The sequence below is a fragment of the Buttiauxella agrestis genome, from assembly GCF_900446255.1.
Lineage (GTDB): Bacteria > Pseudomonadota > Gammaproteobacteria > Enterobacterales > Enterobacteriaceae > Buttiauxella > Buttiauxella agrestis.
Genome location: NZ_UIGI01000001.1, coordinates 2,813,678 through 2,839,203 on the forward strand (window position 1 = coordinate 2,813,678; position 25,526 = coordinate 2,839,203).

At 49.5% G+C, this 25,526-nt stretch carries 23 protein-coding genes; 8 read left to right on the top strand and 15 right to left on the bottom strand.

Annotation, left to right across the window (positions count from 1 at the left end; all coding sequences use genetic code 11):
• The first annotated feature begins 210 nt into the window (after positions 1–210).
• Positions 211–1,680 (top strand): L-asparagine permease, encoded by a 1,470-nt coding sequence (ansP, locus tag DY231_RS13405; RefSeq protein WP_115628991.1) that lies wholly within the window; start codon positions 211–213, stop codon positions 1,678–1,680.
• A 50-nt stretch (positions 1,681–1,730) separates the two neighbouring features.
• Here the strand turns inward: ansP and DY231_RS13410 are convergent, their stop codons facing one another.
• The 3 genes from DY231_RS13410 to DY231_RS13420 are packed head-to-tail and all read right to left on the bottom strand — an operon-like array spanning position 1,731 to position 3,550.
• The gene (locus tag DY231_RS13410) at positions 1,731–2,384 is read right to left on the bottom strand and encodes an anti-sigma factor (RefSeq protein ID WP_115628993.1); all 654 of its coding nucleotides are present in this window, start codon (positions 2,382–2,384) and stop codon (positions 1,731–1,733) included.
• Positions 2,381–2,935: an RNA polymerase sigma factor gene (locus DY231_RS13415; RefSeq protein WP_115628995.1), complete on the bottom strand. Its 555-nt coding sequence runs from the start codon at positions 2,933–2,935 to the stop codon at positions 2,381–2,383. The genes DY231_RS13410 and DY231_RS13415 overlap by 4 nt, the downstream gene beginning before the upstream one ends.
• Before the next feature lie 54 nt (positions 2,936–2,989).
• Positions 2,990–3,550: a fasciclin domain-containing protein gene (locus DY231_RS13420; protein WP_115628997.1), complete on the bottom strand. Its 561-nt coding sequence runs from the start codon at positions 3,548–3,550 to the stop codon at positions 2,990–2,992.
• A 252-nt stretch (positions 3,551–3,802) separates the two neighbouring features.
• Between DY231_RS13420 and pqqU the strand changes: the two genes are divergently transcribed.
• Positions 3,803–5,923: a TonB-dependent receptor PqqU gene (pqqU, locus tag DY231_RS13425; RefSeq protein WP_115628999.1), complete on the top strand. Its 2,121-nt coding sequence runs from the start codon at positions 3,803–3,805 to the stop codon at positions 5,921–5,923.
• Between the two features lie 67 nt (positions 5,924–5,990).
• Here pqqU and DY231_RS13430 read toward each other — a convergent pair whose 3' ends face one another.
• The gene (locus DY231_RS13430; protein ID WP_115629001.1) at positions 5,991–6,710 is read right to left on the bottom strand and encodes an energy transducer TonB; all 720 of its coding nucleotides are present in this window, start codon (positions 6,708–6,710) and stop codon (positions 5,991–5,993) included.
• A 224-nt stretch (positions 6,711–6,934) separates the two neighbouring features.
• Between DY231_RS13430 and DY231_RS13435 the strand changes: the two genes are divergently transcribed.
• Entirely contained in the window at positions 6,935–7,231 is a 297-nt protein-coding gene (locus tag DY231_RS13435) for a YciI family protein (RefSeq protein WP_034455828.1), read from the top strand.
• Between the two features lie 42 nt (positions 7,232–7,273).
• Positions 7,274–7,429, top strand: coding sequence for a hypothetical protein (locus DY231_RS25230; RefSeq protein WP_172588694.1), 156 nt, complete (start codon positions 7,274–7,276; stop codon positions 7,427–7,429).
• Positions 7,430–7,472: 43 nt separating this feature from the next.
• On the opposite strand, the gene DY231_RS13440 is transcribed toward DY231_RS25230, so the two are convergent.
• Complete coding sequence (locus tag DY231_RS13440; protein ID WP_072009405.1) at positions 7,473–7,655, bottom strand: YciY family protein; 183 nt, start codon at positions 7,653–7,655, stop codon at positions 7,473–7,475.
• Positions 7,656–7,800: 145 nt separating this feature from the next.
• Here DY231_RS13440 and cls point away from each other — a divergent pair, with 145 nt between their 5' ends.
• Positions 7,801–9,261 (top strand): cardiolipin synthase, encoded by a 1,461-nt coding sequence (gene cls / locus DY231_RS13445; protein WP_115629003.1) that lies wholly within the window; start codon positions 7,801–7,803, stop codon positions 9,259–9,261.
• Between the two features lie 37 nt (positions 9,262–9,298).
• Positions 9,299–9,628, top strand: coding sequence for an HI1450 family dsDNA-mimic protein (locus DY231_RS13450; RefSeq protein ID WP_034494996.1), 330 nt, complete (start codon positions 9,299–9,301; stop codon positions 9,626–9,628).
• Between the two features lie 50 nt (positions 9,629–9,678).
• Here DY231_RS13450 and DY231_RS13455 read toward each other — a convergent pair whose 3' ends face one another.
• The 7 genes from DY231_RS13455 to DY231_RS13485 all read right to left on the bottom strand — a co-directional run bounded on the left by DY231_RS13455 (position 9,679) and on the right by DY231_RS13485 (position 17,601).
• Positions 9,679–10,545 (bottom strand): ion transporter, encoded by an 867-nt coding sequence (locus tag DY231_RS13455; RefSeq protein WP_115629005.1) that lies wholly within the window; start codon positions 10,543–10,545, stop codon positions 9,679–9,681.
• A gap of 15 nt (positions 10,546–10,560) precedes the next feature.
• Positions 10,561–11,565, bottom strand: a complete 1,005-nt coding sequence (gene oppF / locus DY231_RS13460; RefSeq protein WP_115629007.1) for a murein tripeptide/oligopeptide ABC transporter ATP binding protein OppF — start codon at positions 11,563–11,565, stop codon at positions 10,561–10,563.
• Positions 11,562–12,575 (bottom strand): ABC transporter ATP-binding protein, encoded by a 1,014-nt coding sequence (locus DY231_RS13465; protein WP_034494992.1) that lies wholly within the window; start codon positions 12,573–12,575, stop codon positions 11,562–11,564. Before DY231_RS13465 ends, oppF begins: the two co-directional genes overlap by 4 nt.
• Positions 12,576–12,586: 11 nt before the next feature.
• Positions 12,587–13,495 carry an oligopeptide ABC transporter permease OppC gene (gene oppC / locus DY231_RS13470; RefSeq protein WP_034494990.1) on the bottom strand — a complete coding sequence of 303 codons (909 nt, stop codon included), beginning with the start codon at positions 13,493–13,495 and terminating at the stop codon, positions 12,587–12,589.
• A 14-nt stretch (positions 13,496–13,509) separates the two neighbouring features.
• On the bottom strand, positions 13,510–14,430 hold the full coding sequence (gene oppB, locus DY231_RS13475; protein ID WP_034455836.1) for an oligopeptide ABC transporter permease OppB: 921 nt from the start codon (positions 14,428–14,430) through the stop codon (positions 13,510–13,512).
• A 126-nt stretch (positions 14,431–14,556) separates the two neighbouring features.
• Positions 14,557–16,191 carry an oligopeptide ABC transporter substrate-binding protein OppA gene (gene oppA / locus DY231_RS13480; protein ID WP_115629009.1) on the bottom strand — a complete coding sequence of 545 codons (1,635 nt, stop codon included), beginning with the start codon at positions 16,189–16,191 and terminating at the stop codon, positions 14,557–14,559.
• A gap of 762 nt (positions 16,192–16,953) precedes the next feature.
• The gene (locus tag DY231_RS13485) at positions 16,954–17,601 is read right to left on the bottom strand and encodes a YchE family NAAT transporter (RefSeq protein ID WP_034494989.1); all 648 of its coding nucleotides are present in this window, start codon (positions 17,599–17,601) and stop codon (positions 16,954–16,956) included.
• Positions 17,602–18,081: 480 nt separating this feature from the next.
• On the opposite strand from DY231_RS13485, the gene adhE reads away from it, so the two are divergent.
• Positions 18,082–20,766 carry a bifunctional acetaldehyde-CoA/alcohol dehydrogenase gene (gene adhE / locus DY231_RS13490; RefSeq protein WP_115629011.1) on the top strand — a complete coding sequence of 895 codons (2,685 nt, stop codon included), beginning with the start codon at positions 18,082–18,084 and terminating at the stop codon, positions 20,764–20,766.
• 125 nt (positions 20,767–20,891) lie between these two features.
• Here adhE and tdk read toward each other — a convergent pair whose 3' ends face one another.
• Positions 20,892–21,497: a thymidine kinase gene (gene tdk / locus DY231_RS13495; RefSeq protein ID WP_034494987.1), complete on the bottom strand. Its 606-nt coding sequence runs from the start codon at positions 21,495–21,497 to the stop codon at positions 20,892–20,894.
• A 555-nt stretch (positions 21,498–22,052) separates the two neighbouring features.
• Between tdk and hns the strand changes: the two genes are divergently transcribed.
• Entirely contained in the window at positions 22,053–22,463 is a 411-nt protein-coding gene (gene hns, locus DY231_RS13500; protein ID WP_034494985.1) for a histone-like nucleoid-structuring protein H-NS, read from the top strand.
• Between the two features lie 598 nt (positions 22,464–23,061).
• Here hns and DY231_RS13510 read toward each other — a convergent pair.
• Together DY231_RS13510 and galU are read right to left on the bottom strand one after the other, a co-directional pair.
• A complete protein-coding gene (locus DY231_RS13510; protein ID WP_115629015.1) occupies positions 23,062–24,402 on the bottom strand; it encodes a UDP-glucose dehydrogenase family protein in 1,341 nt (446 codons plus the stop codon).
• A gap of 24 nt (positions 24,403–24,426) precedes the next feature.
• The gene (galU, locus tag DY231_RS13515) at positions 24,427–25,335 is read right to left on the bottom strand and encodes a UTP--glucose-1-phosphate uridylyltransferase GalU (protein ID WP_115629017.1); all 909 of its coding nucleotides are present in this window, start codon (positions 25,333–25,335) and stop codon (positions 24,427–24,429) included.
• Between the last annotated feature and the right edge of the window lie 191 nt (positions 25,336–25,526).

Here is a 25,526-nt window from a genome sequence, read left to right on the forward strand (position 1 = left end):
GATGACGCTACCGCTTACCCGACCTACAAAACCTGCAAAATAGTGTGTGTTTCCGCACCGCCCTCTCTATTTGAAAAAAGGCATTAGCGTCCTTAACCATTTATGGATAGGATCTAGCGCCCGTTTTGCCATGACGCTGCCGTTATAAGGCTGAAGTTAAAAAATGTCAGGTTACAAAACGGGATTCTTTTGACAAGGATAAAGGGAAACATGAACACAACATCGACCACAGAAGCAGAAAAACACGCAGCCAAACGACGTTGGCTAAATTCACACGATTCCGGTTATCACAAAGCGATGGGCAACCGCCAGGTGCAGATGATTGCCATTGGCGGCGCAATTGGCACCGGCCTGTTCTTAGGCGCAGGCGCTCGTTTGCAAATGGCTGGCCCGGCGTTAGCGCTGGTCTATCTGGTTTGCGGGATCTTTTCTTTCTTTATTCTACGTGCGCTGGGCGAACTGGTGCTCCATCGCCCTTCCAGCGGCAGTTTCGTTTCTTATGCCCGTGAGTTCCTCGGCGAGAAAGCCTCTTACGTTGCAGGCTGGATGTACTTCGTAAACTGGGCGATGACCGGCATCGTCGATATCACCGCCGTCGCACTGTATATGCATTACTGGGGCGCGTTCGGAGATATTCCGCAGTGGGTGTTTGCGCTCTGCGCCCTGGGGATCGTCGGCACGATGAATATGATCGGCGTGAAGTGGTTCGCAGAAATGGAATTTTGGTTCGCGCTGATCAAAGTCCTCGCCATTGTCGCGTTCCTGGTCGTCGGGACGGTTTTCCTCGGCAGCGGCAAAATGCTTGATGGCAACGCGACCGGCTTCCATTTAATCACCGATAACGGCGGTTTCTTCCCCCACGGCCTGTTGCCTGCTTTAGTTCTGGTGCAGGGCGTGGTGTTTGCCTTTGCCTCGATTGAACTGGTCGGCACGGCGGCTGGCGAGTGTAAAGATCCGCAGACCATGGTGCCGAAAGCGATTAACAGCGTTATCTGGCGCATCGGCCTGTTTTACGTCGGCTCCGTCGTTTTGCTGGTGTTGTTGCTGCCGTGGAATGCCTATCAAGCCGGGCAAAGCCCGTTTGTGACATTTTTCTCAAAACTCGGCGTGCCTTACATCGGTGACATCATGAATATGGTGGTGCTGAGCGCGGCGCTTTCGAGCCTCAACTCGGGCCTCTATTCCACCGGGCGTATTCTGCGTTCCATGTCGATGGGCGGCTCGGCACCCAAATTCATGTCAAAGATGAGTAAGCAACAAGTGCCGTATGCCGGGATTCTGGTGACGCTTGGCGTTTATGTGATTGGCGTGGTGCTGAACTATCTTGTGCCTTCGCAAGTGTTTGAGATTGTCCTGAACGTGGCCTCGCTGGGAATTATCACTTCCTGGGCGTTTATCGTGATTTGCCAGATGCGTCTGCGCAAAGCGATTAAAGAAGGGAAAGCAGCGGATGTCAGTTTTAAAATGCCGGGAGCACCGTTCACCTCGTGGTTGACGCTGTTGTTCCTGTTCAGCGTGCTGGCGTTAATGGCGTTCGATTATCCGAATGGAACCTATACCATTGCGTCCATTCCACTGATTGGGGTGTTGCTGGTGCTGGGTTGGTTTGGTGCGCGTAAACGCGTACACGAGTTGGCGCATAATCCTGATGCGCATCCAGACGATATTCCAAACGTTTAGTCCGGTTTAAACATACAGGGCAGAATGAGTATTCTGCCCTTTTGCAGTGTTTATAACGTCCCACTAAACACAACTGGCCCGGTCGGCTGCCCGGTTGGAGACCCCCCCTGCGGTTCGAGACTCATTGCAATCGTCATCCCTGCCACAAGCTTTACATTTCCTGCCGCTAACTGCGTCGTCTGCTGCGTATTCACTAAGCCCAATGAAATCGGTTTTTCCCCTTGCGGGATGGCCCACAGCTGCAAGCTGCTATTGGCGGCAATTTCACGCGTTTGTACCGGAACCAGCTTCAGCGTTTGGCGATTGCTGTCGGTGCTGATAATCCACTGCCCTTTCGCCGCATCGCTACTGTTTAATACCACCAGCGGTGCAAGTTCCGGAGTAGGACGGGTGAAATGTGGGACCAGCACAATTGCGGCAAGCCCTGCGGCCAGCGCCCATCCTAAATAGTTCCAGTTCCACCCTGCTATGCGCTTTGTTGGCGGCAAGCTGAGTTGTATTTTCTTCCACACGCGTTCCGGCGGCGTTCGCGCCACAACGTTGTTATCGAGTGCGGCTAGCATCGTTTGCCAGCGACCTAAAATGGCGACTAAATCGGGTTCGTTGGCCAGTCGCCGCTCAAAACGCAGACGCGCACCGCCACGCAATGTGCCCAGGGCATACTGTGCAGCCAGCGCGCTATCGATATCTTGTCTGCTTTTCATAATCCCACACAGTCCTTCAGATGGCCGAGCGCACGGCGAACCCAGCTTTTAATGGTGCCGAGCGGTTGATGCATCCATGTCGCAATTTCGCTATGCGACATCCCCTGGTAGTAAGCCAGAACCACACTTTGGCGCTGCTCCGGGGGGAGATGCGCCAGGCAGCGAGTGAGTTGCTCGACTTCGTCGTCGCCATGATGAGTTTCTGCGCTTTCGTTACCCGACATCGGTGTGAACTCGGTGAGTTCTTCTTCGAGTTCGCTGGCGCGTGCTGTACCGCTTCGCAGCCAGTCAATGCAACGGTTGCGGACAATATGCGTCATCCATGTCATCGGGGAGCTCGCCGTCGGGTCGTAAGAAGCGGCACGGTTCCACACCGAGAGAAAGCTGTCATGAAGCACTTCTTCCGCCCAGGCCGAACGGCGCAACATTCGCAAAGCGACGGGAAAAAGGTGCGGGGAAGTCTGGCGATAGAGTTGTTCAAAAGCGCGACGGTCGCCCTCGGCAACCGCCCTTACCAGCATAACCTGATGCTGCACCTGCTTATTATCCATATCCATCCTGATTGGGGTGTGGGCGAATTCACCCACACCGAGTATAGACAGGATTTATTTCGGCATCAGAACCGTATCAATCACATCAATCACCCCGTTTTTCTGATTCACATCATAAGTGCTGATATTGGCAATATTGCCTTTGCCGTCTTTAAGCTGAATGTTGTGCGGGCCATTGCTCATAATCCACAGCGGCTGGCCGTTGACGGTTTTCAGTTCTGCATGACCGCCGCCATCTTTGATTTTTTTCTCAAGCTGCTTCATGTCGTATTTACCTGCCACCACGTGGTAAGTCAGGATGCTGGTCAGCGTGGCTTTATTCTCCGGTTTTACCAGATTTTCAACGGTGCCTGCCGGCAGTTTTGCAAAGGCGGCGTTAGTTGGCGCAAACACGGTAAATGGCCCTGGACCTTGCAAGGTATCCACCAGCCCTGCCGCTTTTACCGCCGCAACCAGCGTGGTGTGATCCTTAGAATTCAGCGCATTTTCTACAATATTTTTAGAAGGATACATCGCAGCGCCGCCTACCATAACGGAGTCTGACATCATGGCAGCCATGGAGGTTGCACTGAACAGTAACGATGTAGTAACAGCAGCAGTAATCAATTTGTTCATGGTTAATTCCTCATTGCGTCAGGAGCGCGTTATTGGCTCACACTCTGATATACGAATGAGGAAACGAACTGGATGCAGAAAAAGTGAAATATTTTTCAGATTCGTTCTTTTTCTTCTTCACGCTAAAAATTTGCATTAACGTTATGTGCCGTTAACACTTTTCAAACATTCATCACAAGTATTAACATACCCACCTGAATGTTCCAGATGGTTCGTCCGGAACGTAAATGTCTCCACCAGTGAAAATGTCTGATGAAAATTGTGCACCATGGAAAGATTTCCCTACCGCTGATTTTAGCTCCGGCCCTCTCTACCTTTGCGCTTCCCGTGCTCGCGGTAGAAGACACGATGGTCGTCAGCGCCACGCCAGGCCCGATTTCCGAGCTGGACACGCCCGCGGCGGTGAGTGTGGTCAATGGCGACGATATGCGCCAGGCGGCCCCACGCGTGAATCTTTCAGAAAGCCTCGGCAGCGTGCCGGGTCTGCAAGTTCAGAATCGCCAGAATTACGCGCAGGATTTACAGCTTTCGGTTCGTGGGTTCGGTTCGCGTTCCACTTACGGTGTGCGCGGGATACGGATGTATGTTGACGGTATTCCTGCCACCATGCCTGACGGGCAAGGGCAAACCTCGAATATCGACATTAACAGCGTTGAAAGCATTGAAGTGCTGCGCGGGCCATTTTCAGCGCTCTACGGCAACGCATCTGGTGGCGTCATTAATGTCACGACAACCACCGGCACGCAGCCGCCGACGCTCGAAGCCAGCACGTATTACGGGAGTTTTGGAAGCTGGCGCAATAGCGTTAAAGCGACAGGCGCTACCGGCGACGGCACCCAGGCGGGCGATGTTGACTACGCTATCTCAGCATCACGCTTTACCACTCACGGTTATCGCGACCACAGCAGCGCACAAAAAAATCTCGGCAATGCCAAACTGGGCGTGCGGCTTAACGAGGCGAGTAAAATAACGCTTCTGCTCAATAGCGTAGATATTGATGCCAACGATCCGGGCGGTTTAACCGAGCAGGAATGGCATGACAATCCGACGCAAGCCCCTCGCGCTGAACAATACAATACACGCAAGAGCACTAAACAGACTCAAGCCGGGCTGCGTTATGACCGCCAGCTAAGTGCCAATGACGATCTGAGCGTGATGATGTATGCCGGTGTGCGAGAAACCACGCAATACCAGTCAATTCCCGTGGCTCCGCAGTTGAACCCTACTCATCCAGGCGGCGTGATAGCGTTGTCCCGGCATTACCAGGGGATTGATTCGCGCTGGACGCATCGTGGAAATCTGCTCGCGGTTCCGGTGACATTTACCACCGGGCTTGATTACGAAACCATGTCGGAAAAGCGCAAAGGCTATCAAAACTTTGTCGTCGAAAATGGCACAACGGTTTTGGGTGAGAAAGGCGACCTGCGACGCGATGAGCGCAACCTGATGTGGAATGTCGATCCTTATTTGCAAACCGCATGGCAATTCACCGATAAGCTGAGTCTTGATGCGGGTGTGCGGTTTAGTTCGGTCTATTTTGATTCAAACGATCAATATATTGTCGGGAAAAATGGCGATGACAGTGGTGACGCGAGCTACCACAAATGGCTGCCAGCCGCAGCACTGAAATATGCAGTGACCGACGCCTGGAATATTTATACCTCTGCGGGCCGGGGTTTTGAAACACCGACCATCAACGAGCTTTCCTATCGTGATAATGGGCAGTCTGGTTTGAATTTCGGTTTAAAACCGTCCACCAGCGATACGGTTGAAATCGGCAGCAAAACGCGTGTGGGCAATAGCCTGTTTAGCGCGGCACTTTTCCAGACAGATACCGATGATGAAATCGTCGCGGACCAGAGCAGCGGTGGGCGCACGACTTACAAAAATGCCGGGAAAACGCGTCGCCAGGGGTTAGAACTTTCTGCTGATAGCCAGTTTGCCAATGACTGGCGCGTGAAAATGGCGTGGACTTATCTGGACGCGACTTATCGCAGCAACGCCTGTGGCGCTGAAAACTGCGAGGGTAATCGCATTCCCGGTATTGCACGCAATATGGGATACGCGTCGCTGGGGTACGCCCCGCCAGAAGGTTTCTACGCGGGTGCCGATGTACGTTATATGAGTGACATTCAGGCGAATGATGAAAACACCGCGAAAGCACCTTCTTATACTGTCGCGTCGCTCAACAGCGGCTATAAATTGCGCATTCAGGAAAGCTGGATGTTAGATGTCTGGGGACGCGTTGATAACTTGTTCGACCGCGAATACGTCGGCTCCGTTATCGTTAATGAAGGTAATAATCGCTATTACGAACCGGCACCAGGGCGTAATTATGGTGTGGGAGTGAACCTGAGTTATACCTTCATGTAAGCGCATATCGTAAGCATAAAAAAACGGAACCAGGAGGTTCCGTTTTTTTACGGCGTCAGGAGTGCGATTACTCCATCGTCGCGCTACCGTTAAGTTTGAATATCACGTTAACTGTCAGGCCACGTGCAGGTTTGCCACTCTCGTAGCGCCATTTTTTCACGGCCATTTTCACCTCACGCGCGAACAGGTTTGCGTTCTTCCCATCCAGCACGTTGATATTCGTCACGCTGCCATCCGGTTCCACATCAAATTGCACACGGACGTTGCCATCGAGGCGCAAAGAGCGGGCTCGCGCTGGATAGGTCGGCGAATTTCGGCTCAATGCGCGAGGCCCTGTTGCAACAGGTGCCGTAGAAGTAACCGGTGCCGCTTTCGCCACCGGTGCCGGGCGAGCAGGCGCAGTATTCGTCGGCGCTGCCGGGCGCGGTTCAACAGGCTTCACGTCGCGTTTTGGCTCTTCAACCTTTTTCACCGGCTTCGGTTTTGGCTTAGGTTTAGGCTTCGGCTCTGGCTTATGAATGACCACCGGCGCTTCTTTCGGCGGCTCAGGGATCGGTTCTGGCTCAGGTTCTGCTACCGGCTCAGGCGGCGGTTGCACGACTTCAGGCTGTGGAGGCTCAAGCTCAGCAGGTGCCACCATCGTGACACTGATCGGCTGTGCCGGTGCGGGCAACTCAATAACCTGATGATGTACCGAGGTATAGAGCAACCCCGCAACTACAGCGCCATGTAGCACGACAGAGAGTGCGGTCGGCCACGGAAAGCGGCGAGGTAAATCAAGGGTCATTGACGTCATAATGGCTTAGGTGTCTTAAACAGGCGTTAATTTTAAATGCAAATAGCAATCATATTCAACAACGCATCGTATAAAGTCGTTTATTTTCCTGCCAGACGCTGGATTTTCCCTCATTCACCGCACCGATTTAACATCTTGTTTATCTTTCAATTGCAGTATTAACGTCATTCACTTACCGTACTTTACAACCCTCATATCATTAAGGAGTGCTGCTCGTGCTGTATGTCATTTATGCGGAAGATAATGCCGACTCTCTCGAAAAGCGTACGGCAGTGCGCCCTGCCCACCTCGCACGTCTACAATTATTACGCGATGAAGGCCGCCTGCTAACGGCGGGTCCAATGCCTGCGGTCGACAGTAACGATCCTGGTGCTGCGGGTTTTACCGGTTCAACGGTGATTGCTGAGTTTGCATCACTTGAAGATGCGCAAGCCTGGGCCGAAGCTGACCCTTATATTGCTGCGGGTGTTTATAAACAGGTGGCTATCAAGCCATTCAAGAAGGTATTCTGATTCAACTATCAGTTCGGTGAATGAAGTTATCAGGAAATTTTGATGGATCTTTTTGACGAGTCGTATGAACGCCATAAGCAATCGGTGGGTAATCAGGAAGCTCGCTGGAATGCCTGGCTGGCAAAGCATCCGTTAGTGATCGTCGCCGCAGGTTCGATAACGGTGTTGATTATCTTACTGGCAATGCATTTCTCGTAAAACGATTTGAAGATTCGGGGCACCGCAAGCGGTGCCCTTTTCTTTACGACGCCCATTGATCGTGAATGGCAAACAGCAAGGAATTACGTTGGCGGTTTGTCTGGCACTTTCTGATGGCGTGAATGCGCATGTTGCGGCGCGACTGACCTTCCAGCCAACGCGATCTGCGCCGTTGTGTCTGACGAAGCATACGCCACCGTCCGACCTCAGTTCTACTACGCCTCATTTTTACGACTCAGGTTGCATTTAACACGCGCCATTATAATGTCTTCTTCTCGCCAGGCCAGTCGTTTTACGATTAGTTTTAGTGTCAACAACTGGCGGTTGTGCGTAAACTCAAAAGCATACGGTTTCTAAAGGATTTTTGAACTATGACAACCTTCTATACAGTCGTTAGTTGGCTGATAATTTTAGGTTACTGGCTTTTAATCGCCGGCGTGACGCTACGCATTTTAATGAAGCGTCGCGCAGTTCCTTCTGCCATGGCATGGCTTCTGATTATCTATATTCTGCCGTTGGTCGGGATAATCGCCTATCTCTCGTTTGGTGAGCTTCATCTGGGTAAACGTCGCGCAGAACGCGCACGTGCTATGTGGCCGTCGACCGCCAAATGGCTTAACGATCTTAAAAGCTGCAAACATATTTTTGCTGAAGAAAACAGCGAAGTCGCCGCATCATTATTCCAGCTATGCGAACGCCGCCAGGGGATTGGAGGCGTCAAAGGCAATCAGCTCCAGTTGCTCACCACTTCTGATGAAACAATGCATGCGCTGATCCGTGATATTCAGTTGGCACGCCATAACATCGAGATGGTGTTTTACATCTGGCAGCCAGGCGGTTTAGCCGATCAGGTGGCGGAATCCCTGATGGCAGCGGCGCGTCGCGGTATCCATTGCCGGTTAATGCTCGACTCTGCGGGTAGCGTCGCATTTTTCCGCAGTCCCTGGGCGAACATGATGCGTAACGCGGGCGTGGAAGTAGTTGAAGCGCTCAAAGTTAATCTGATGCGTGTGTTCCTGCGCCGCATGGATTTACGCCAGCACCGCAAAATGGTGATGATCGATAACTATATTGCCTACACCGGCAGCATGAATCTCGTCGACCCGCGCTTCTTTAAGCAAGATGCAGGCGTTGGGCAATGGGTGGATTTAATGGCGCGCATGGAAGGCCCGGTCGCCACCGCAATGGGCATCGTCTATTCCTGCGACTGGGAAATCGAAACCGGAAAACGCATATTACCGCCCGCGCCTGACGCGAATATCATGCCGTTTGAGGAAGCAACAGGACACACAATTCACACCATAGCCTCAGGTCCTGGTTTCCCTGAAGATTTGATTCACCAGGCGTTACTGACTTCGGTCTATGCGGCGCGTGAATATTTGATTATGACCACGCCGTACTTTGTGCCGAGCGACGATTTGCTCCATGCGATTTGTACCGCTGCGCAACGGGGTGTAGACGTGAGCATTATCATTCCGCGCAAGAATGATTCGTTACTGGTGGGCTGGGCGAGTCGCGCCTTCTTTACCGAGCTGCTGGCCGCGGGCGTGAAGATTTATCAGTTCGAAGGCGGATTACTGCATACCAAGAGCGTGTTGGTCGATGGGCAATTGAGTCTGGTGGGGACCGTGAATCTGGATATGCGTAGTCTGTGGCTTAATTTCGAGATTACGTTGGTTATCGACGACTCCGGTTTTGCCAGTGACCTTGCTGCGGTACAAGACGACTATATCTCCCGCTCACGGCTGGTAGACCTGCGTTTGTGGGTGAAACGACCAATGTGGCAGCGCGTGGTAGAGCGACTGTTTTACTTCTTTAGCCCGTTGCTGTAAAACGTGGCGCATTAGCACTCGATAAGTGGAAAAAGAGATGGAAATGGATCTGAACAACCGCCTGACAGAAGATGAAACGCTCGAGCAGGCTTACGATATTTTTCTCGAACTGGCGGTAGATAATCTCGATCCGGCAGATGTGATTCTGTTTAACCTGCAATTTGAGGAGCGCGGCGGTGCCGAACTTTTTGACCCCGCCGAAGACTGGCAGGAACACGTTGATTTCGACCTGAACCCGGACTTCTTTGCCGAAGTGGTGATTGGCCTTGCCGATACCGACGGTGGCGAACTCAATGATATCTTTGCTCGCGTGCTGTTGTGCCGTGAAAAAGACCACAAACTTTGCCATATTCTGTGGCGCGAATAAGGCTTTGTAGGGCGGATACGCGTTAGCGCCATCCGCCATTTACATCTGAACTACAGCTTAGGTAACGCACTCCCGCAAGATTTGCAGAATCGCGCTTCTTCGTCGTGATTGCCTTTATGGCAATTTGGACACAGGCGCGCATTACGCTGCTTTTGAAATTCATTCGTCATATGCGCGGTGATAATCCCGGTTGGGATAGCAATGACCGAGTAACCAATCAAAATAAGTATCGAAGCAACCATTCGGCCAGGCCCGGTATGCGGCGTAATATCGCCATACCCCACCGTTGTCACCGTCACCACAGCCCAATAGACCGACGTGCTTAATGTCGTAAAGCCGTTGGGTGGCCCTTCAATGCCATACATCAAGCCGCCTGCCACCACCATGACAATCAAAATAAAGGCGTAAAACAGAATGAGCTGGTGCCGGGCATTGAGAATTGCCTGCCATAAAGAGTGCAGCGTCGGCATATAACGCAGTAATTTGAGGATCCTGAGGACGCGTATGGCACGCATTGCGCGCCAGGCGAAGACGTAATTGACGCCAATTTCGGGCCACAGCCACAAAACATATAACGGCAAAATCGTCGCCAGATCGATAAACCCCCAGAAACTAAATACATATTTGCGCGGATTGGGCCAACACAGTACCCGCAAAATATATTCCAGGGTAAATAGCAGCGTAAAACCGATTTCCAGGTAAACAAACAGCTTCCATTCGTCGTAAGTCAGATGATATTGCGTCCCAAGCCCTGATTCGACAAATACGGCAATCACACTGAGTAAGGCGAATAAGCCACAAAACGCTTCAAAGCGACGGCCTGAATGAGTTCTTTGATCGAAGAGAAGATGGTACATCCGCTTACGGGCGGTCGTAATCAGCACAGTAACCTCACAAACTAAAAGGGCTGGCATCATGCCAGCCCTGCGAGATTATAGCGGGTCTACCTTGAGACAGGAAACGGCATGCTTGAAGCTGCCCTCCAGTACCGGGCGAGTTTTCGCACATTCTGGTCCTGCAATCGGGCAACGCGTACGGAATACGCAGCCTGACGGCGGGTTAATAGGCGATGGCAACTCCCCTTCAAGAAGTTGTATCGTTTTATTTCTTTCCAGATCCGGGTCAGGAATCGGCACGGCTGACATCAATGCTTTAGTGTATGGATGCAGCGGATTGTGATAAACCTCATCGTAGGTACCCAACTCGACCGCATGGCCCAGATACATCACCAGAACACGGTCAGATATATGTTTTACCACCGCCAAATCGTGCGCGATGAAGATCAGGGAAAGCCCCATTTCACGTTGCAGTTTTTGCAGCAGGTTAACGACCTGAGCCTGAATGGATACGTCCAGCGCCGATACTGGTTCGTCGCAGATAATCAGTTTTGGCTCGAGGATCAGTGCGCGAGCAATCCCGATACGCTGACACTGGCCACCTGAGAATTCGTGCGGGTAACGGTTGATGAGGTTTGGCAGCAAGCCCACTTTCATCATCATCGCTTTTACGCGGTCGCGAACTTCCTGGCGTGGCATTTTCGGGTGATAAGTGCGCAGCGGCTCCGCGATAATATCGCCGATATTCATACGCGGGTTCAGGGAAGCCAGCGGGTCCTGGAAAATCATCTGGATATCGCTGCGCACTTCGCGCCACTGTTCCGGATTCATCCCCAGCAAATCTTTGCCCAACCAGGCTACGCGGCCTTCGGTCGCTTTAACCAGGCCGATAATGGCACGGGCAAAAGTCGATTTTCCGCAACCGGATTCCCCTACCACGCCCAACGTTTCGCCTTCGTACAAACGCAGCGTCACACCATCAACGGCTTTCAGAGTTTTGGACGGTTGCCAGAACCACTGTTTGCCATCTTTGATATCAAAATGCACTTTGAGATCGGCGATTTCTAAGAGAACTTTTTTCTCTTCAGTCACTGCGTTCATACTAATTCCTCCACTGGCTTAAAGCAGGCGCGCAAGCGACCTTCACCAAAACGCTCAAGTGGTGGCGCTGTGTTACAAATTTCCATTGCGTGTGGGCAACGTGGTTGGAACGGGCAACCTTTCGGCAAACGTAGCAGGTTTGGCGGATTGCCAGGAATGGTCAACAAAGACTCACCTTCAGCGTCCAGACGCGGAACCGCATTCAGCAGGCCGATAGAATACGGGTGCACCGGATTGTAGAACACATCCCGCGCCTGACCGTATTCCATGGTACGACCGGCATACATCACCAGCACTTTGTCGCAGATCCCGGCAACAACGCCGAGATCGTGGGTGATCATGATAATCGCGGTGTTAAATTCGCGTTTCAGCTCGTTTAACAGCGTCATGATTTGCGCCTGTACGGTGACGTCCAGTGCGGTTGTTGGCTCATCAGCAATCAACAGTTTCGGACGACACAGCAACGCCATTGCGATCATTACACGCTGGCGCATCCCGCCGGAAAACTCATGCGGGAACATACGCATGCGTTTACGTGCTTCAGGCATTTTAACCGCATCTAACATTCGAACCGATTCTTCAAACGCTTCCGCTTTACCCAATTTTTTGTGCAACATCAGCACTTCCATCAACTGCTCGCCTACACGCATGTAAGGGTTCAGTGAGGTCATTGGGTCCTGGAAAATCATCGAAATCTGTTCTGCACGCAAGCGGTTAAGCTGGCTTTCAGGCAGGTTGAGGATTTCGCGTCCGTTGAATTTAGCTGACCCGCCGATACGGCCATTTGCCGCCAGCAAGCCCATCAAGGCGAAAGCGGTTTGCGATTTACCGGAGCCGGACTCGCCGACAATACCCAGTGTTTCACCCGCTTTCAGGCTGAAATTCAGATCGTTTACCGCCGTAACGTCACCGTCTGGCGTACCGAAGGTGACACGCAAATCTTTTACGTCTAACAACGCAGAAGTCGCGTTCAGTGGAGTAACCACCGCAGGATTTTCAATTGTGCTCATCGCGGCACTCCTTAACGATCTTTCGGGTCGAGGGCATCACGCAGGCCATCGCCGATAAAGTTGAAACAGAACAGAGTGATAACCAGGAAGCCTGCCGGGAACATCAGCAACCATGGGGAAACTTCCATGGAATTAGCACCATCGCTCAGTAATGCACCCCAGCTACTTAACGGCTCTTGCGTACCCAAACCCAGGAAGCTCAGGAAGGATTCGAAGAGAATCATGCTTGGCACCAGCAGCGAGGCGTAAACGACGACCACGCCCAGTACGTTTGGCACGATGTGACGAACCACAATATTGGCGGTAGAAACCCCACCGACCTGAGCGGCTTCGATGAACTCTTTACGTTTCAGGCTGAGTGTCTGGCCGCGTACAATACGCGCCATGTCCAGCCAGGAAACCATCCCGATTGCCACGAAGATCAGCAGGATGTTTTGCCCAAAGAAAGTCACCAGCAAAATCACGAAGAACATGAACGGGAAGGAGTTCAGGATTTCCAGCAGACGCATCATTACCGAGTCGATTTTGCCGCCCAGATAACCCGCCATCGAACCGTATAACGTCCCGACGACGACCGCCACCAACGCTGCTGCAACGCCAACCATCAGCGAGATACGCCCGCCGATTGCCACTCGAACCAGCAGGTCACGACCTGAGGAGTCAGTACCAAAATAGTGACCAGAGGTCATATCAGGTGCGGCCGACATCATTCCCCAGTCGGTATCAAAATAACTAAACTGCGACAGCATCGGCGCAAAAGTGACGAACAGCGCGATAAATGCCAGGACAATCAGACTCGCAACCGCTGCACGGTTATGCATAAAGCGGCGGCGAGCATCTTGCCAAAGGCTACGGCCTTCTACTTCTAGTTTTTCACTGAAGTTTTCCAGCGCCTCGCTGTTTTTATTACTCAACATCATGGCGAACTCCAGTATCAGTAACGGATTTTCGGATCGATAACGGCGTACAGCACATCAACAATCGCGTTAAAGAGAATCGTCAGTGCGCCGACCAGAATGGTCAGACTCAGCACCAAAGAGTAATCGCGGTTCAGCGCGCCATTAACGAACAACTGGCCAATACCTGGTAATCCGTAAATGGTTTCGATAACCATTGAACCCGTAATGATACCGACGAAAGCCGGGCCTAAATAAGACAGAACCGGTAACAGTGCAGGTTTCAATGCGTGGCGCAAAATAATGCGGCGCATCGGCAACCCTTTCGCACGTGCGGTACGGATAAAGTTGGAGTGCAGAACTTCAATCATCGAGCCACGAGTGATACGCGCGATACTGGCAATGTAAGCCAACGACAGCGCGACCATTGGCAGTATCATGTATTGAATGGCCCCTCCGTTCCACCCGCCTCCGGGCAACCACTTCAGGGTTATCGCAAATATCAGAACCAGTAATGGCGCAACCACGAAGCTCGGGATAACGACCCCGGTCATGGCCACCCCCATTACGGCGTAATCCCATTTGGTATTTTGATTCAGTGCGGCAATCACCCCTGCTAATACACCTAAGACCACTGCAAAAATAAATGCAGCTGCGCCTAATTTGGCAGAGACAGGGAAGCTCGAAGCCACCAGGTCGTTCACTGAATAATCTTTATATTTAAATGACGGGCCAAAATCACCGTGTGCCAGTTGTTTCAGGTAGCTGAAATACTGGGTGGAGATCGGATCGTTTAAATGGTATTTGGCTTCAATGTTCGCCATCACTTCTGGCGGCAGTGCGCGTTCGCTGGTGAATGGACTCCCCGGCGCAAGGCGCATCATGAAGAATGAAATTGTTATAAGAATAAAGAGTGTCGGAATTGCTTCCAGACAACGACGTAGAATAAATTTCAACATTGCCCGTACCTTCTGGCTGTGCCTTTAGAGTGCGATAAAATAAGACACGATGGGGCAAAAATTACCCTAAATAATTCACGTTGCAGCGTGAATCATGAAGGCTAAAACTTGCCCCACGAATTGCCATTAATGTTTGATGATATACATATCTTTAGTATAGATATTGTCCATCGGGTCTTTACCGGTATAACCGCCAACCCATGGTTTCACCAGACGGGCATTCACGTAGTAATAAACCGGAACGATTGCAGAATCTTTGCCCAATTGCTGTTCCGCTTTATCGTATGCGGCAGCGCGTTGTGCCTCATCCGTCGCTTTCAGCGATTCCGCCATGATGGCGTCAAACGCTGGGCTCTTATAATGTGCGGTGTTCATTGAGCTTGTTGAAAGCATCGTGTTCAGGAAGGAAGTCGGTTCGTTGTAATCCGCACACCAGCCAGCACGCGCAACGTTGTAGTTGCCCTGGTGACGAGTATCAAGGAAGGTTTTCCACTCCTGGTTTACCAGCTTAACGTTCACACCGAGGTTTTTCTGCCAGATAGAAGCGGCAGCGATAGCCAGTTTCTTGTGCAGATCGGAGGTGTTGTACAGCAGGTCGAAGGTCAGCGGTTTATCTTTGGTATAGCCTGCTTCAGCCAGTAATTTCTTCGCTTCTTCGTTACGTTTTTCCTGAGTCCATGAGAACCACTCAGGTTTAGTCAGTTTTGCACCGTCAGTGTAAGGAGGGGTGTAGCCATATGCTGGCAGGTCGCCCTGCGCCTTCACTTTATTAACGATGATGTCGCGATCCAGGCCCAGTTTCAGAGCGGTACGAACGCGCGCATCGTTGAACGGAGCTTTCTGGTTGTTGATTTCGTAGTAGTAAGTACACAGATACGGGTCAACATGAACTTCAGCTGGAATTTCTTTTTTCAGCTTCTGGAACAGTTCGATTGGCAGGTTGTTATAGGTCATGTCAATCTCGCCGCTGCGGTAGCGGTTCACATCCGTCACTTCGGAAGAGATTGGCAGATAGGTAATTTGTGAAATAACCGTTTTGGCGTTATCCCAATAATTGGTATTACGCTCCATCACGATGCGTTCGTTAACAACCCAATCTTTCAGTTTATAAGCACCGTTGCTCACGATGTTTGCAGGTTGGGTCCACTTTTCACCAAACTTCTCAATGGCAGTTTTATTCACCGGGGACATCGCCGGGTTAACCAGAAGTTTGTAGAAGTAAGGAACAGGCTCGCTCAGAGTGACTTCCAGAGTGTGGTCGTCAATGGCTTTTACACCCAGTTCACTTGGTTTCATTTTGCCGTCGATGATGGCATCAACGTTTACGATATGGCCGTATTGCGGGTAGCTTGCGTATGGCGAAGCGGTGTTTGGATCAACCAGACGCTGCCAGCTATAGACGAAATCTTGCGCGGTAACAGGCTCGCCGTTAGACCATTTCGCATCTTTACGCAGATGGAAGGTCCAGACTTTAAAATCTTTATTATCCCAGGACTCTGCTACGCCCGGAATTGGGTGGCCATCTTTTGGAGAAGTAATTAATAAACCTTCAAACAGATCACGGCTCACGTTTGACTCAGGAACGCCTTCAATTTTATTTGGGTCCAGAGACTGTGGTTCAGCACCGTTGTTTCGAATCAACGTTTGCTTTTCTGACAGTTGAACACCTGCAGGAACTTCGGCCGCCATGGCCACATTGCCTACGATTAGCGCGGATAAAATGCTTGCTGCTACCAGACTTTTTTTTGTGATGATGGACATTGTGTTGATACTCCACTCATTATAATTACCGACCCGAAAGCCAGCCTCTTCCCCTCTGGGGGTTCCTTAACAGTGCAAGAGCGTTATGCAGCTGCCAGGTTGTTCTTCTGTGTTACTTGCTATCACCGACTTTATTTGGGGGATGCTCTTATTGGCACCCTGCTCCGTCGATTCTTAATCAACCTACCCTGTTCTCAGGTTGATATTGATGAGTCATCTGTAAATGAAACATTTTTCAGATAATTGTGTTGCCCGGAAAGTATCAAAAGCGCCTGATGCCCGCCAATACAATTTGCAAATTTGTTAAGCATTTCTCTTTTATCTAGTCAGCATCACATTTGTAGAGGAGCCATATCGGCGCATTTTCTCTACTTAAATGATTAAAAATAAAAGAGATAGTGGCGTGACCATAGGCAAGCGCTTTCCAGCATTTGGCGCAACTCCGAGATTCACAATAATTTAACAATTGGTTGTTTTTTAGCACATTCATCTACAAGAGAGCTTGATTAACTAATATCATCTCAATAAAGCGGCAGCAAGTATCATTGTGTAGTGTGAGTGAAATAACGATGCGATTGTGAATTTTATGTACAGTGGAAGAAAATCAAGGCGGCTAATGCCCCGTTTCCAAAGCATTTTCTTATGAATGATTTTTAAAATAAACGATGCGGGAATGTTCTTAACAGATGAGTTTTGGTGGGAAGTTAACAAGAAAAAAGCAGAATGGTTATTCTGCTTTTTCATATCTCAGATTCAGCAGAACTAACTTAGCAACCCTGGGAAGATAGTTTTCAGACCGGTGACGATAAATTCAATCCCCAAAGCCATCAATAACAAACCCATAATACGGGTGATGACGTTAATGCCCGTTTGCCCCAGCAGACGGACTAACCATGGTGCAAGGCGGAAAACCAGCCAACAACAGAAAGCAAATAGTGCAATAGCAATCGTAAAACCGATTAAATAATTCCAGCTATGGTAGCGAGTCCCCCAGACAATGGTAGAACTGATTGCACCAGGGCCGGCCATTAATGGAAGTGCCAGGGGAACAACACCGACGCTTTCGCGAATAGCACTTTCTGACTTCTCTTGTTTGTTCTGTTTATCTTCCCCGAGCTTACCGCTAATCATCGACATCGCAATAGTCACGACCAGAATCCCACCGGCAATACGGAAAGAATCTATTGATATGCCGAATAACTGAAGAATGCCGTCACCGAGGAACAATGACGTCCATAAGATGATAGCTACTGACAGATTTGCAGTAAGGTTGGTTTTATTCCTCGCTACCGCGGTTTGGTAGCTGGTCATGCTGATAAAGACGGGAATAATCCCCACCGGGTTTACCAGCGCGAACAAGCCAATAAAGAACTTAAAATAGGTAGGCAAATCAAACAAGGATTGAGCCACTAAAAACTCCGCAAATGAACGTAGCAAAGGCCGGCGTAATGTAATGGAAAACAGTTGCTGGCGCTACGCCCTTTCGTAGCATAGATAACTACTTTTAGAAGCAAATGCGATATTAATCAATAATGTTACCCGCTTGTTGAAAATATGGTAGTTTGTTTTGTCTTAGCTGTGACTAAAATTTTAAAGATTTATCAGTAACCTGATTCTGGCGTGCTGAATGGAGTCAGCCTTAGGATAATGTGATTTACATCACAAAAAACCTACTCAGAAGTGAGTACTCTTGGATACATCTGAAGAGCGTATAATTCAGACCATGAATAGGTTTTTTCGATAAGGCTCTTTTAGTAAATCAGCAGGTCGTTTTGGGAAGTTTTTGGATAGTCGTGGCTCGTGGTTTTACGCAAGCTGTTGCCCGCTGACTATACTGTCGTCTCGAGCAGCTCATTTACTAAAAGAGTTTAACATTATCAGGAGAGCATTATGGCTGTAACTAATGTCGCTGAACTTAACGCACTTGTAGAGCGCGTCAAGAAAGCCCAGCGTGAATATGCCAACTTTACTCAAGAGCAAGTTGATAAAATCTTCCGCGCCGCCGCTCTGGCAGCTGCCGATGCTCGAATCCCTCTAGCGAAACTGGCCGTTGCCGAATCTGGCATGGGTATCGTTGAAGATAAAGTGATCAAAAACCACTTTGCTTCAGAGTATATCTACAACGCCTATAAAGATGAAAAGACCTGTGGTGTTCTTAGTGAAGACCAGACCTTCGGGACTATCACCATCGCTGAGCCAATCGGTATCATCTGCGGTATCGTTCCGACGACTAACCCAACTTCAACGGCTATCTTTAAGTCTCTGATCAGCCTGAAGACTCGTAACGCGATCATCTTCTCTCCACACCCACGTGCAAAAGACGCGACCAACAAAGCAGCAGACATCGTTCTGCAAGCTGCGATCGCTGCGGGTGCTCCTAAAGATCTGATTGGTTGGATTGACCAACCTTCTGTCGAACTGTCTAACGCTCTGATGCACCACCCAGATATCAACATGATTCTGGCTACTGGTGGTCCAGGTATGGTTAAGGCTGCATACAGCTCCGGTAAACCAGCAATCGGTGTAGGCGCAGGTAACACTCCAGTTGTTGTTGACGAAACTGCTGACATCAAACGTGTTGTTGCTTCTATCCTGATGTCTAAAACCTTCGATAACGGCGTAATCTGTGCTTCCGAGCAATCAGTTATCGTTGTTGACTCTGCTTATAACGCAGTGCGCGAACGTTTTGCATCCCACGGCGGCTACATGCTGCAGGGCAAAGAGCTGAAAGCTGTTCAGGACATCATCCTGAAAAACGGCGCGCTGAACGCAGCTATCGTTGGTCAGCCAGCAACCAAAATTGCTGAACTGGCAGGCTTCACAGTACCGGCTGACACCAAGATTCTGATTGGTGAAGTTAGCGTGGTTGACGAATCTGAGCCATTTGCTCACGAAAAACTGTCTCCAACTCTGGCTATGTACCGTGCTAAGAGCTTCGAAGATGCAGTTGTTAAAGCTGAGAAACTGGTTGAAATGGGCGGCATCGGCCACACCTCTTGCCTGTACACAGACCAGGACAACCAGCCAGAGCGCGTTAAGCACTTCGGCGACAAAATGAAAACTGCACGTATCCTGATCAACACCCCTGCTTCACAGGGTGGTATCGGTGACCTGTACAACTTTAAACTCGCGCCTTCCCTGACTCTGGGTTGTGGTTCATGGGGTGGTAACTCCATCTCTGAGAACGTGGGTCCTAAGCACCTGATCAACAAGAAAACCGTTGCTAAGCGAGCTGAGAACATGTTGTGGCATAAACTTCCGAAATCTATCTACTTCCGCCGTGGCTCTCTGCCAATCGCGCTGGACGAAGTGATTACTGATGGTCACAAACGTGCGATGATCGTTACCGACCGTTTCCTGTTCAACAACGGCTATGCAGACCAGATCACTTCTGTTCTGAAAGCAGCTGGCGTTGAAACTGAAGTCTTCTTCGAAGTAGAAGCTGATCCAACTCTGACCGTGGTACGTAAAGGTGCAGAACTGGCGAACTCCTTCAAACCAGACGTGATTATCGCGCTGGGCGGCGGTTCACCAATGGATGCTGCGAAAATCATGTGGGTTATGTACGAGCACCCAGAAACTCACTTCGAAGAACTGGCACTGCGCTTCATGGACATCCGTAAGCGTATCTACAAGTTCCCGAAAATGGGCGTAAAAGCGAAAATGATCGCGGTTACTACCACTTCCGGTACGGGTTCAGAAGTGACTCCGTTTGCAGTTGTAACTGATGATGCAACAGGTCAGAAATACCCACTGGCTGACTACGCTCTGACTCCAGATATGGCGATTGTTGATGCCAACCTAGTGATGGATATGCCTAAGTCCCTGTGTGCATTCGGTGGTCTGGATGCCGTGACTCACGCACTGGAAGCTTACGTTTCCGTACTGGCAAGCGAGTTCTCTGACGGTCAGGCTCTGCAAGCGCTGAAACTGCTGAAAGAAAACCTGCCAGCATCTTACAACGAAGGCTCCAAAAACCCAGTTGCTCGTGAGCGTGTACACAACGCTGCGACCATCGCGGGTATCGCGTTTGCGAACGCCTTCCTGGGTGTGTGTCACTCAATGGCTCACAAACTGGGTTCACAGTTCCACATTCCTCACGGTCTGGCGAACGCCCTGTTGATTTCCAACGTTATCCGCTATAACGCGAATGACAACCCAACCAAGCAAACTGCATTCAGCCAGTATGACCGCCCACAAGCGCGTCGTCGTTATGCTGAAATCGCAGACCATCTGGGTCTGAGCGCACCGGGCGACCGTACTGCTGCTAAGATCGAGAAACTGCTGGCATGGCTGGATTCTATCAAGGCTGAACTGGGTATTCCTAAGTCCATCCGCGAAGCAGGCGTTCAGGAAGCTGACTTCCTGGCACACGTTGATAAACTGTCTGAAGATGCGTTCGATGACCAGTGTACCGGTGCTAACCCACGTTACCCACTGATCTCTGAACTGAAACAAATTCTGATGGATACCTTCTACGGTCGTGAATTCTCCGAAGAAGGCAACGAAGCAGCACCTGCTAAAGCAGCAGCTCCTGTCGCTAAAGCTGACAAGAAAGCGAAGAAAACCGCTTAATTGTTATCGCTAATAAAAAAACCCGCTTCGGCGGGTTTTTTTATGTCTGCATTTTTCAAAATCACACTGTAAAGCGTTATACAGCCTTCAAGGGGAAAGCCTCCCCTTCCCCTTCATTTAGTTTTTTAAGCGCCCTGAATGCCTTGTAGGGACCCTTTTTGCAGCGCTTCTTTGTAATGCTTGCGGCATACTGATACATAGCGTTCATTACCACCGATAACCACCTGCTCGCCCTGGTTATACGGTCGACCTTCGTGATCAAGTCGCAATACCATGCTCGCCTTACGACCACAGAAACAAATGGTTTTTAATTCCACCAGCTTATCTGACCATGCCAATAAATATTGGCTCCCGCCAAAAAGCTCACCCTGGAAATCAGTGCGTAATCCATAACACAGCACGGGAATATCAAGATCATCTACGACATCTGATAAAGCTAATACTTGATCTCGCGTCAGGAACTGACATTCGTCCACCAGGACACAATTGACGGCATTACGCTGATGCTCATCGCGTATTTCATTGAATAATTGAGTTGAAGCATTGTAGAGCTTTGCAGGCGACGACAATCCAATACGCGAACTCACCTTTCCAGAGCCAAATCGATTGTCAATTTCTGCGGTATACACCAGCGTGCGCATTCCGCGCTCTTGATAGTTGTATGAAGATTGCAGTAATGCAGTGGATTTCCCCGCATTCATTGCGGAATAGTAAAAGTAGAGTTGTGCCATTGGTCAGCTAGCCTGAGTTAAAATGTAAATATTATTAACACGGATTATATCATAAGCCGTTACAGAGTTGCCGCTACCTGATGATGGTATGGAAAATTCCTGCATTATTTGGCTGATATATAAATCTCAGAGCGCATTGGTTCGGCGTGCCTGTTGTTTAAAAGCCATCACACGACACTTAACTTACGGAGTTTTCAGTGTTTTCCGCACTATTCATTAGAGTGTGATGAATCGCTAATAATAATGTTCTATTAAGAATACCCCCTGAAAAGGACAATAATACCAAAGGTTGATATTTCGCCATTAATGCTCTTATGCCTCAATTTACTGCACCAACAACCCCTGCCTCTATCAGGGTTGTTGAAGAAAAATTGAGTTATCCACGTTTTGTTTACCATGCATGTAAGTCAAAATTTAAGTTAATACGCTTTTATAAATCGACAAAATATTATGGAATTTTAGATTCCTTACATTACCCCCTATTGCAGAACTTAATTTAAGCCTCTATTATTAGCCCAACAAGCCAACCATCAATATAAGATTGAGATTACTAAAATGAGCGAAGCACTTAAAATTCTGAACAACATCCGTACTCTTCGTGCACAAGCTAGAGAATGTACTCTGGAAACGCTGGAAGAAATGCTGGAAAAATTAGAAGTTGTTGTTAACGAACGTCGCGAAGAAGATAATGCTGCTGCAGCAGAAATTGAAGAACGCACTCGTAAACTGCAACAATACCGTGAAATGCTGATTGCTGATGGCATTGATCCTAACGAATTACTGAATAGCATGGCTGCTGTTAAATCTGCAGGCAAAGCAAAACGCGCTGCGCGCCCAGCTAAATATCAGTACATCGACGAAAACGGCGAAAGCAAAACCTGGACTGGCCAGGGCCGTACTCCAGCAGTAATCAAAAAAGCAATGGAAGAACAAGGCAAAAAACTGGAAGACTTCCTGATTGCCTAATTTTTGCTTTTAGTGCTGCTTATTAAATCCCGCTTCGGCGGGATTTTTGTTTTATACGCTTTCAACAAGAACATAAAAAGAAACCAGGTGGCCTTTTCATTTCACCGCCTCTGAAATCATCCTGATTTGCCCTGAGCCTCTCTCCCTGCCACTGTACGCCGTTCCGCTATCAATATAAATTCGAGTATGTATGTGCCAGCGAATCGTCGATTTTGTGGATTACCACATATAAAGAAATGGAATTAACAGTTCCATCGCAGAGCATTAAAATGGTTGTCAGGTTTGGATCCGCACAAATCGAGTGGTTTCGAACGAATAACAAACCCCGTTCTGCACTGTGAGATGAATCACGGATCAATTTGTCTGCGGTCAATAAATCAGCCATAGCATTACGGCGGGCAGGGTCAAATTGCTGCCGGTAGAACTAAGAATGGGAGGAGATGGGATAAAACGGGATTTGCTATAAGCTCGAGTAATAATAGTCTTGCGGGGAAGCGATATCTGTATCCGGGAAACCGGACGCCAACAAATCCTCAGGACGGGATAGCCAATAAGATTTGCCGCGCCGGTAACCGGATATTTCCTACAACCCTACTTATTACGCAATATTGAGGGACGCTCCGCGACCGATTGCATAATAAACAAAACCGCGCTTACTGAGCCTTTCAGGATCATACAAGTTACGGCCATCGAAGATAATAGGTTGTTTCAGGGACTTCTTAATTGCATCGAAATCAGGTGCTTTGAAACTCTGCCATTCAGTACAAATGACCAGAGCATCCGCGCCCTGCAATGCAGCTTCTTTCGTTCCCATCAGTTTCAGATCTGAGCGATGTCCATAAATGCGCTGGGTTTCATCCATTGCTTCCGGGTCATACGCCTGCACCTGAGCACCGCGTTCCCACAGCGCTTCCATCAGGACGCGGCTTGAGGCTTCACGCATATCGTCAGTATTAGGTTTGAAAGAAAGCCCCCACAGCGCGAAGGTTTTGCCTTCCAGATTTTCACCAAAGTGACGATAAATAAACTCAGGGAGTTTTAACTTCTGGTCCTGGTTTACCTCTTCAACCGCCTGCAGAATCCGTGGCGTATAGCCAATCTGCTGGGCAGTGCGAATCAGAGCCTGAACATCTTTAGGGAAACAGGAACCGCCATAACCACAGCCTGGATAAATAAAGCTATAGCCAATACGCGAATCTGAGCCGATACCCATGCGCACTTTTTCGATATCCGCACCCAGGCGTTCTGCCAGGTTCGAAATCTCGTTCATAAAGCTGATTTTGGTCGCCAACATACAGTTGGCTGCGTACTTGGTCAGCTCCGCGCTACGGATATCCATCAGGATCATGCGGTCGTGGTTACGGTTGAATGGCTCGTACAACTCACGCAGAAGATCAACGATGTCTTCGTTATCGGTGCCGATAACGATACGCTCAGGACGCATACAGTCGGAAACCGCCGCACCTTCTTTCAGGAATTCCGGGTTAGAGACCACATCAAAGGAAACATCCACGCCACGCGCTTTCAGGGTTTCTTCCATTACGGCGCGTACTTTATCTGCGGTGCCAACCGGAACCGTAGATTTATCGAGCACAACTTTATGGGAAGTCATGTACTGGGCGATGGTACGCGCGACGGCTGTAACGTATTTCAGGTCGGCAGAACCGTCTTCATCAGGCGGTGTACCCACGGCGATAAATTGCATTTCACCATGCTGAACGCCCATTTCAGCATCAGTGCTGAAGTGTAAACGCCCTTCTTCATAGTTTTTTTTCACCAGCGGCGTTAAGCCCGGTTCAAAAATAGGGATCACGCCGTTTTTCAGATTTTCGACTTTCTTTGCATCGACATCTATGCACATTACATCGTGCCCGACTTCCGCAAGCACTGCTGCCTGCACGAGTCCTACATAGCCGATACCAAATACAGTAACTTTCATCTTTCTATCCTGCGTTGCAATGAATTACTTTTTCGCGCCAACCGTCTCTTCAAGCCATGCTTTGAAATCAGCACCCAGAGTGTTGTGACGAATACCGTATTCCACAAACGCCTGCATATAGCCAAGTTTGTTACCACAGTCATGGCTCACGCCTCTCATGTGATACGCTTCAACGGTCTGTTTTTCCATCAGCATCGCGATGGAGTCAGTCAGCTGAATTTCATCGCCCGCACCTGGAGGCGTTTTGGACAACAGCGGCCAGATATCGGCGGTCAGCACGTAACGACCCACAACAGCCAGGTTGGATGGTGCGACGTTTGCTTTAGGCTTCTCAACGATACCAACCATCGGCACGCTATCACCTTCATTTAATTCAACGCCTTTACAGTCAACAACACCGTAAGCCGTCACGTCTTCTACCGGTTCAACCATAATCTGGCTGTGGCCTGTCGCATCAAAACGTTTGATCATTTCTGCCAGGTTGTCTTGAGACAAATCAGACTCGAATTCATCAAGGATTACGTCAGGCAGAATAACTGCTACCGGCTCATCACCGACAACCGGATGCGCGCACAGTACGGCGTGGCCGAGGCCTTTCGCCAGACCTTGACGAACCTGCATGATAGTTACATGCGGTGGGCAAATAGCCTGAACTTCTTCCAGCAACTGGCGCTTAACGCGTTTTTCCAGCATGGCTTCCAGTTCAAAACTGGTATCGAAATGGTTTTCGATGGAGTTTTTCGACGAGTGCGTTACCAGCACAATTTCAGTAATACCCGCGGCGATACATTCATTGACCACATATTGAATAAGTGGCTTATCAACCAGCGGCAGCATCTCTTTTGGAATTGCCTTGGTGGCCGGTAACATGCGTGTACCCAATCCCGCAACAGGGATTACTGCTTTTCTTACTTTAGAATTAATGGCAGCCATTGAAAAATCTCCTGGACTGTTCAAGTTTTCACTTGCAAGTCAATTAAAATACGCATCGAGTATATCAGCTTAAAAATGAAATCTGCCGCTGTTTACCCGCTGCGCTGGTAATTTAAGATAAATACGAGTTGGTTAAGTACGATATTACCACCAGCAAAGATAGGGGAGAAAACCTAAATGTTTTCAAGCAT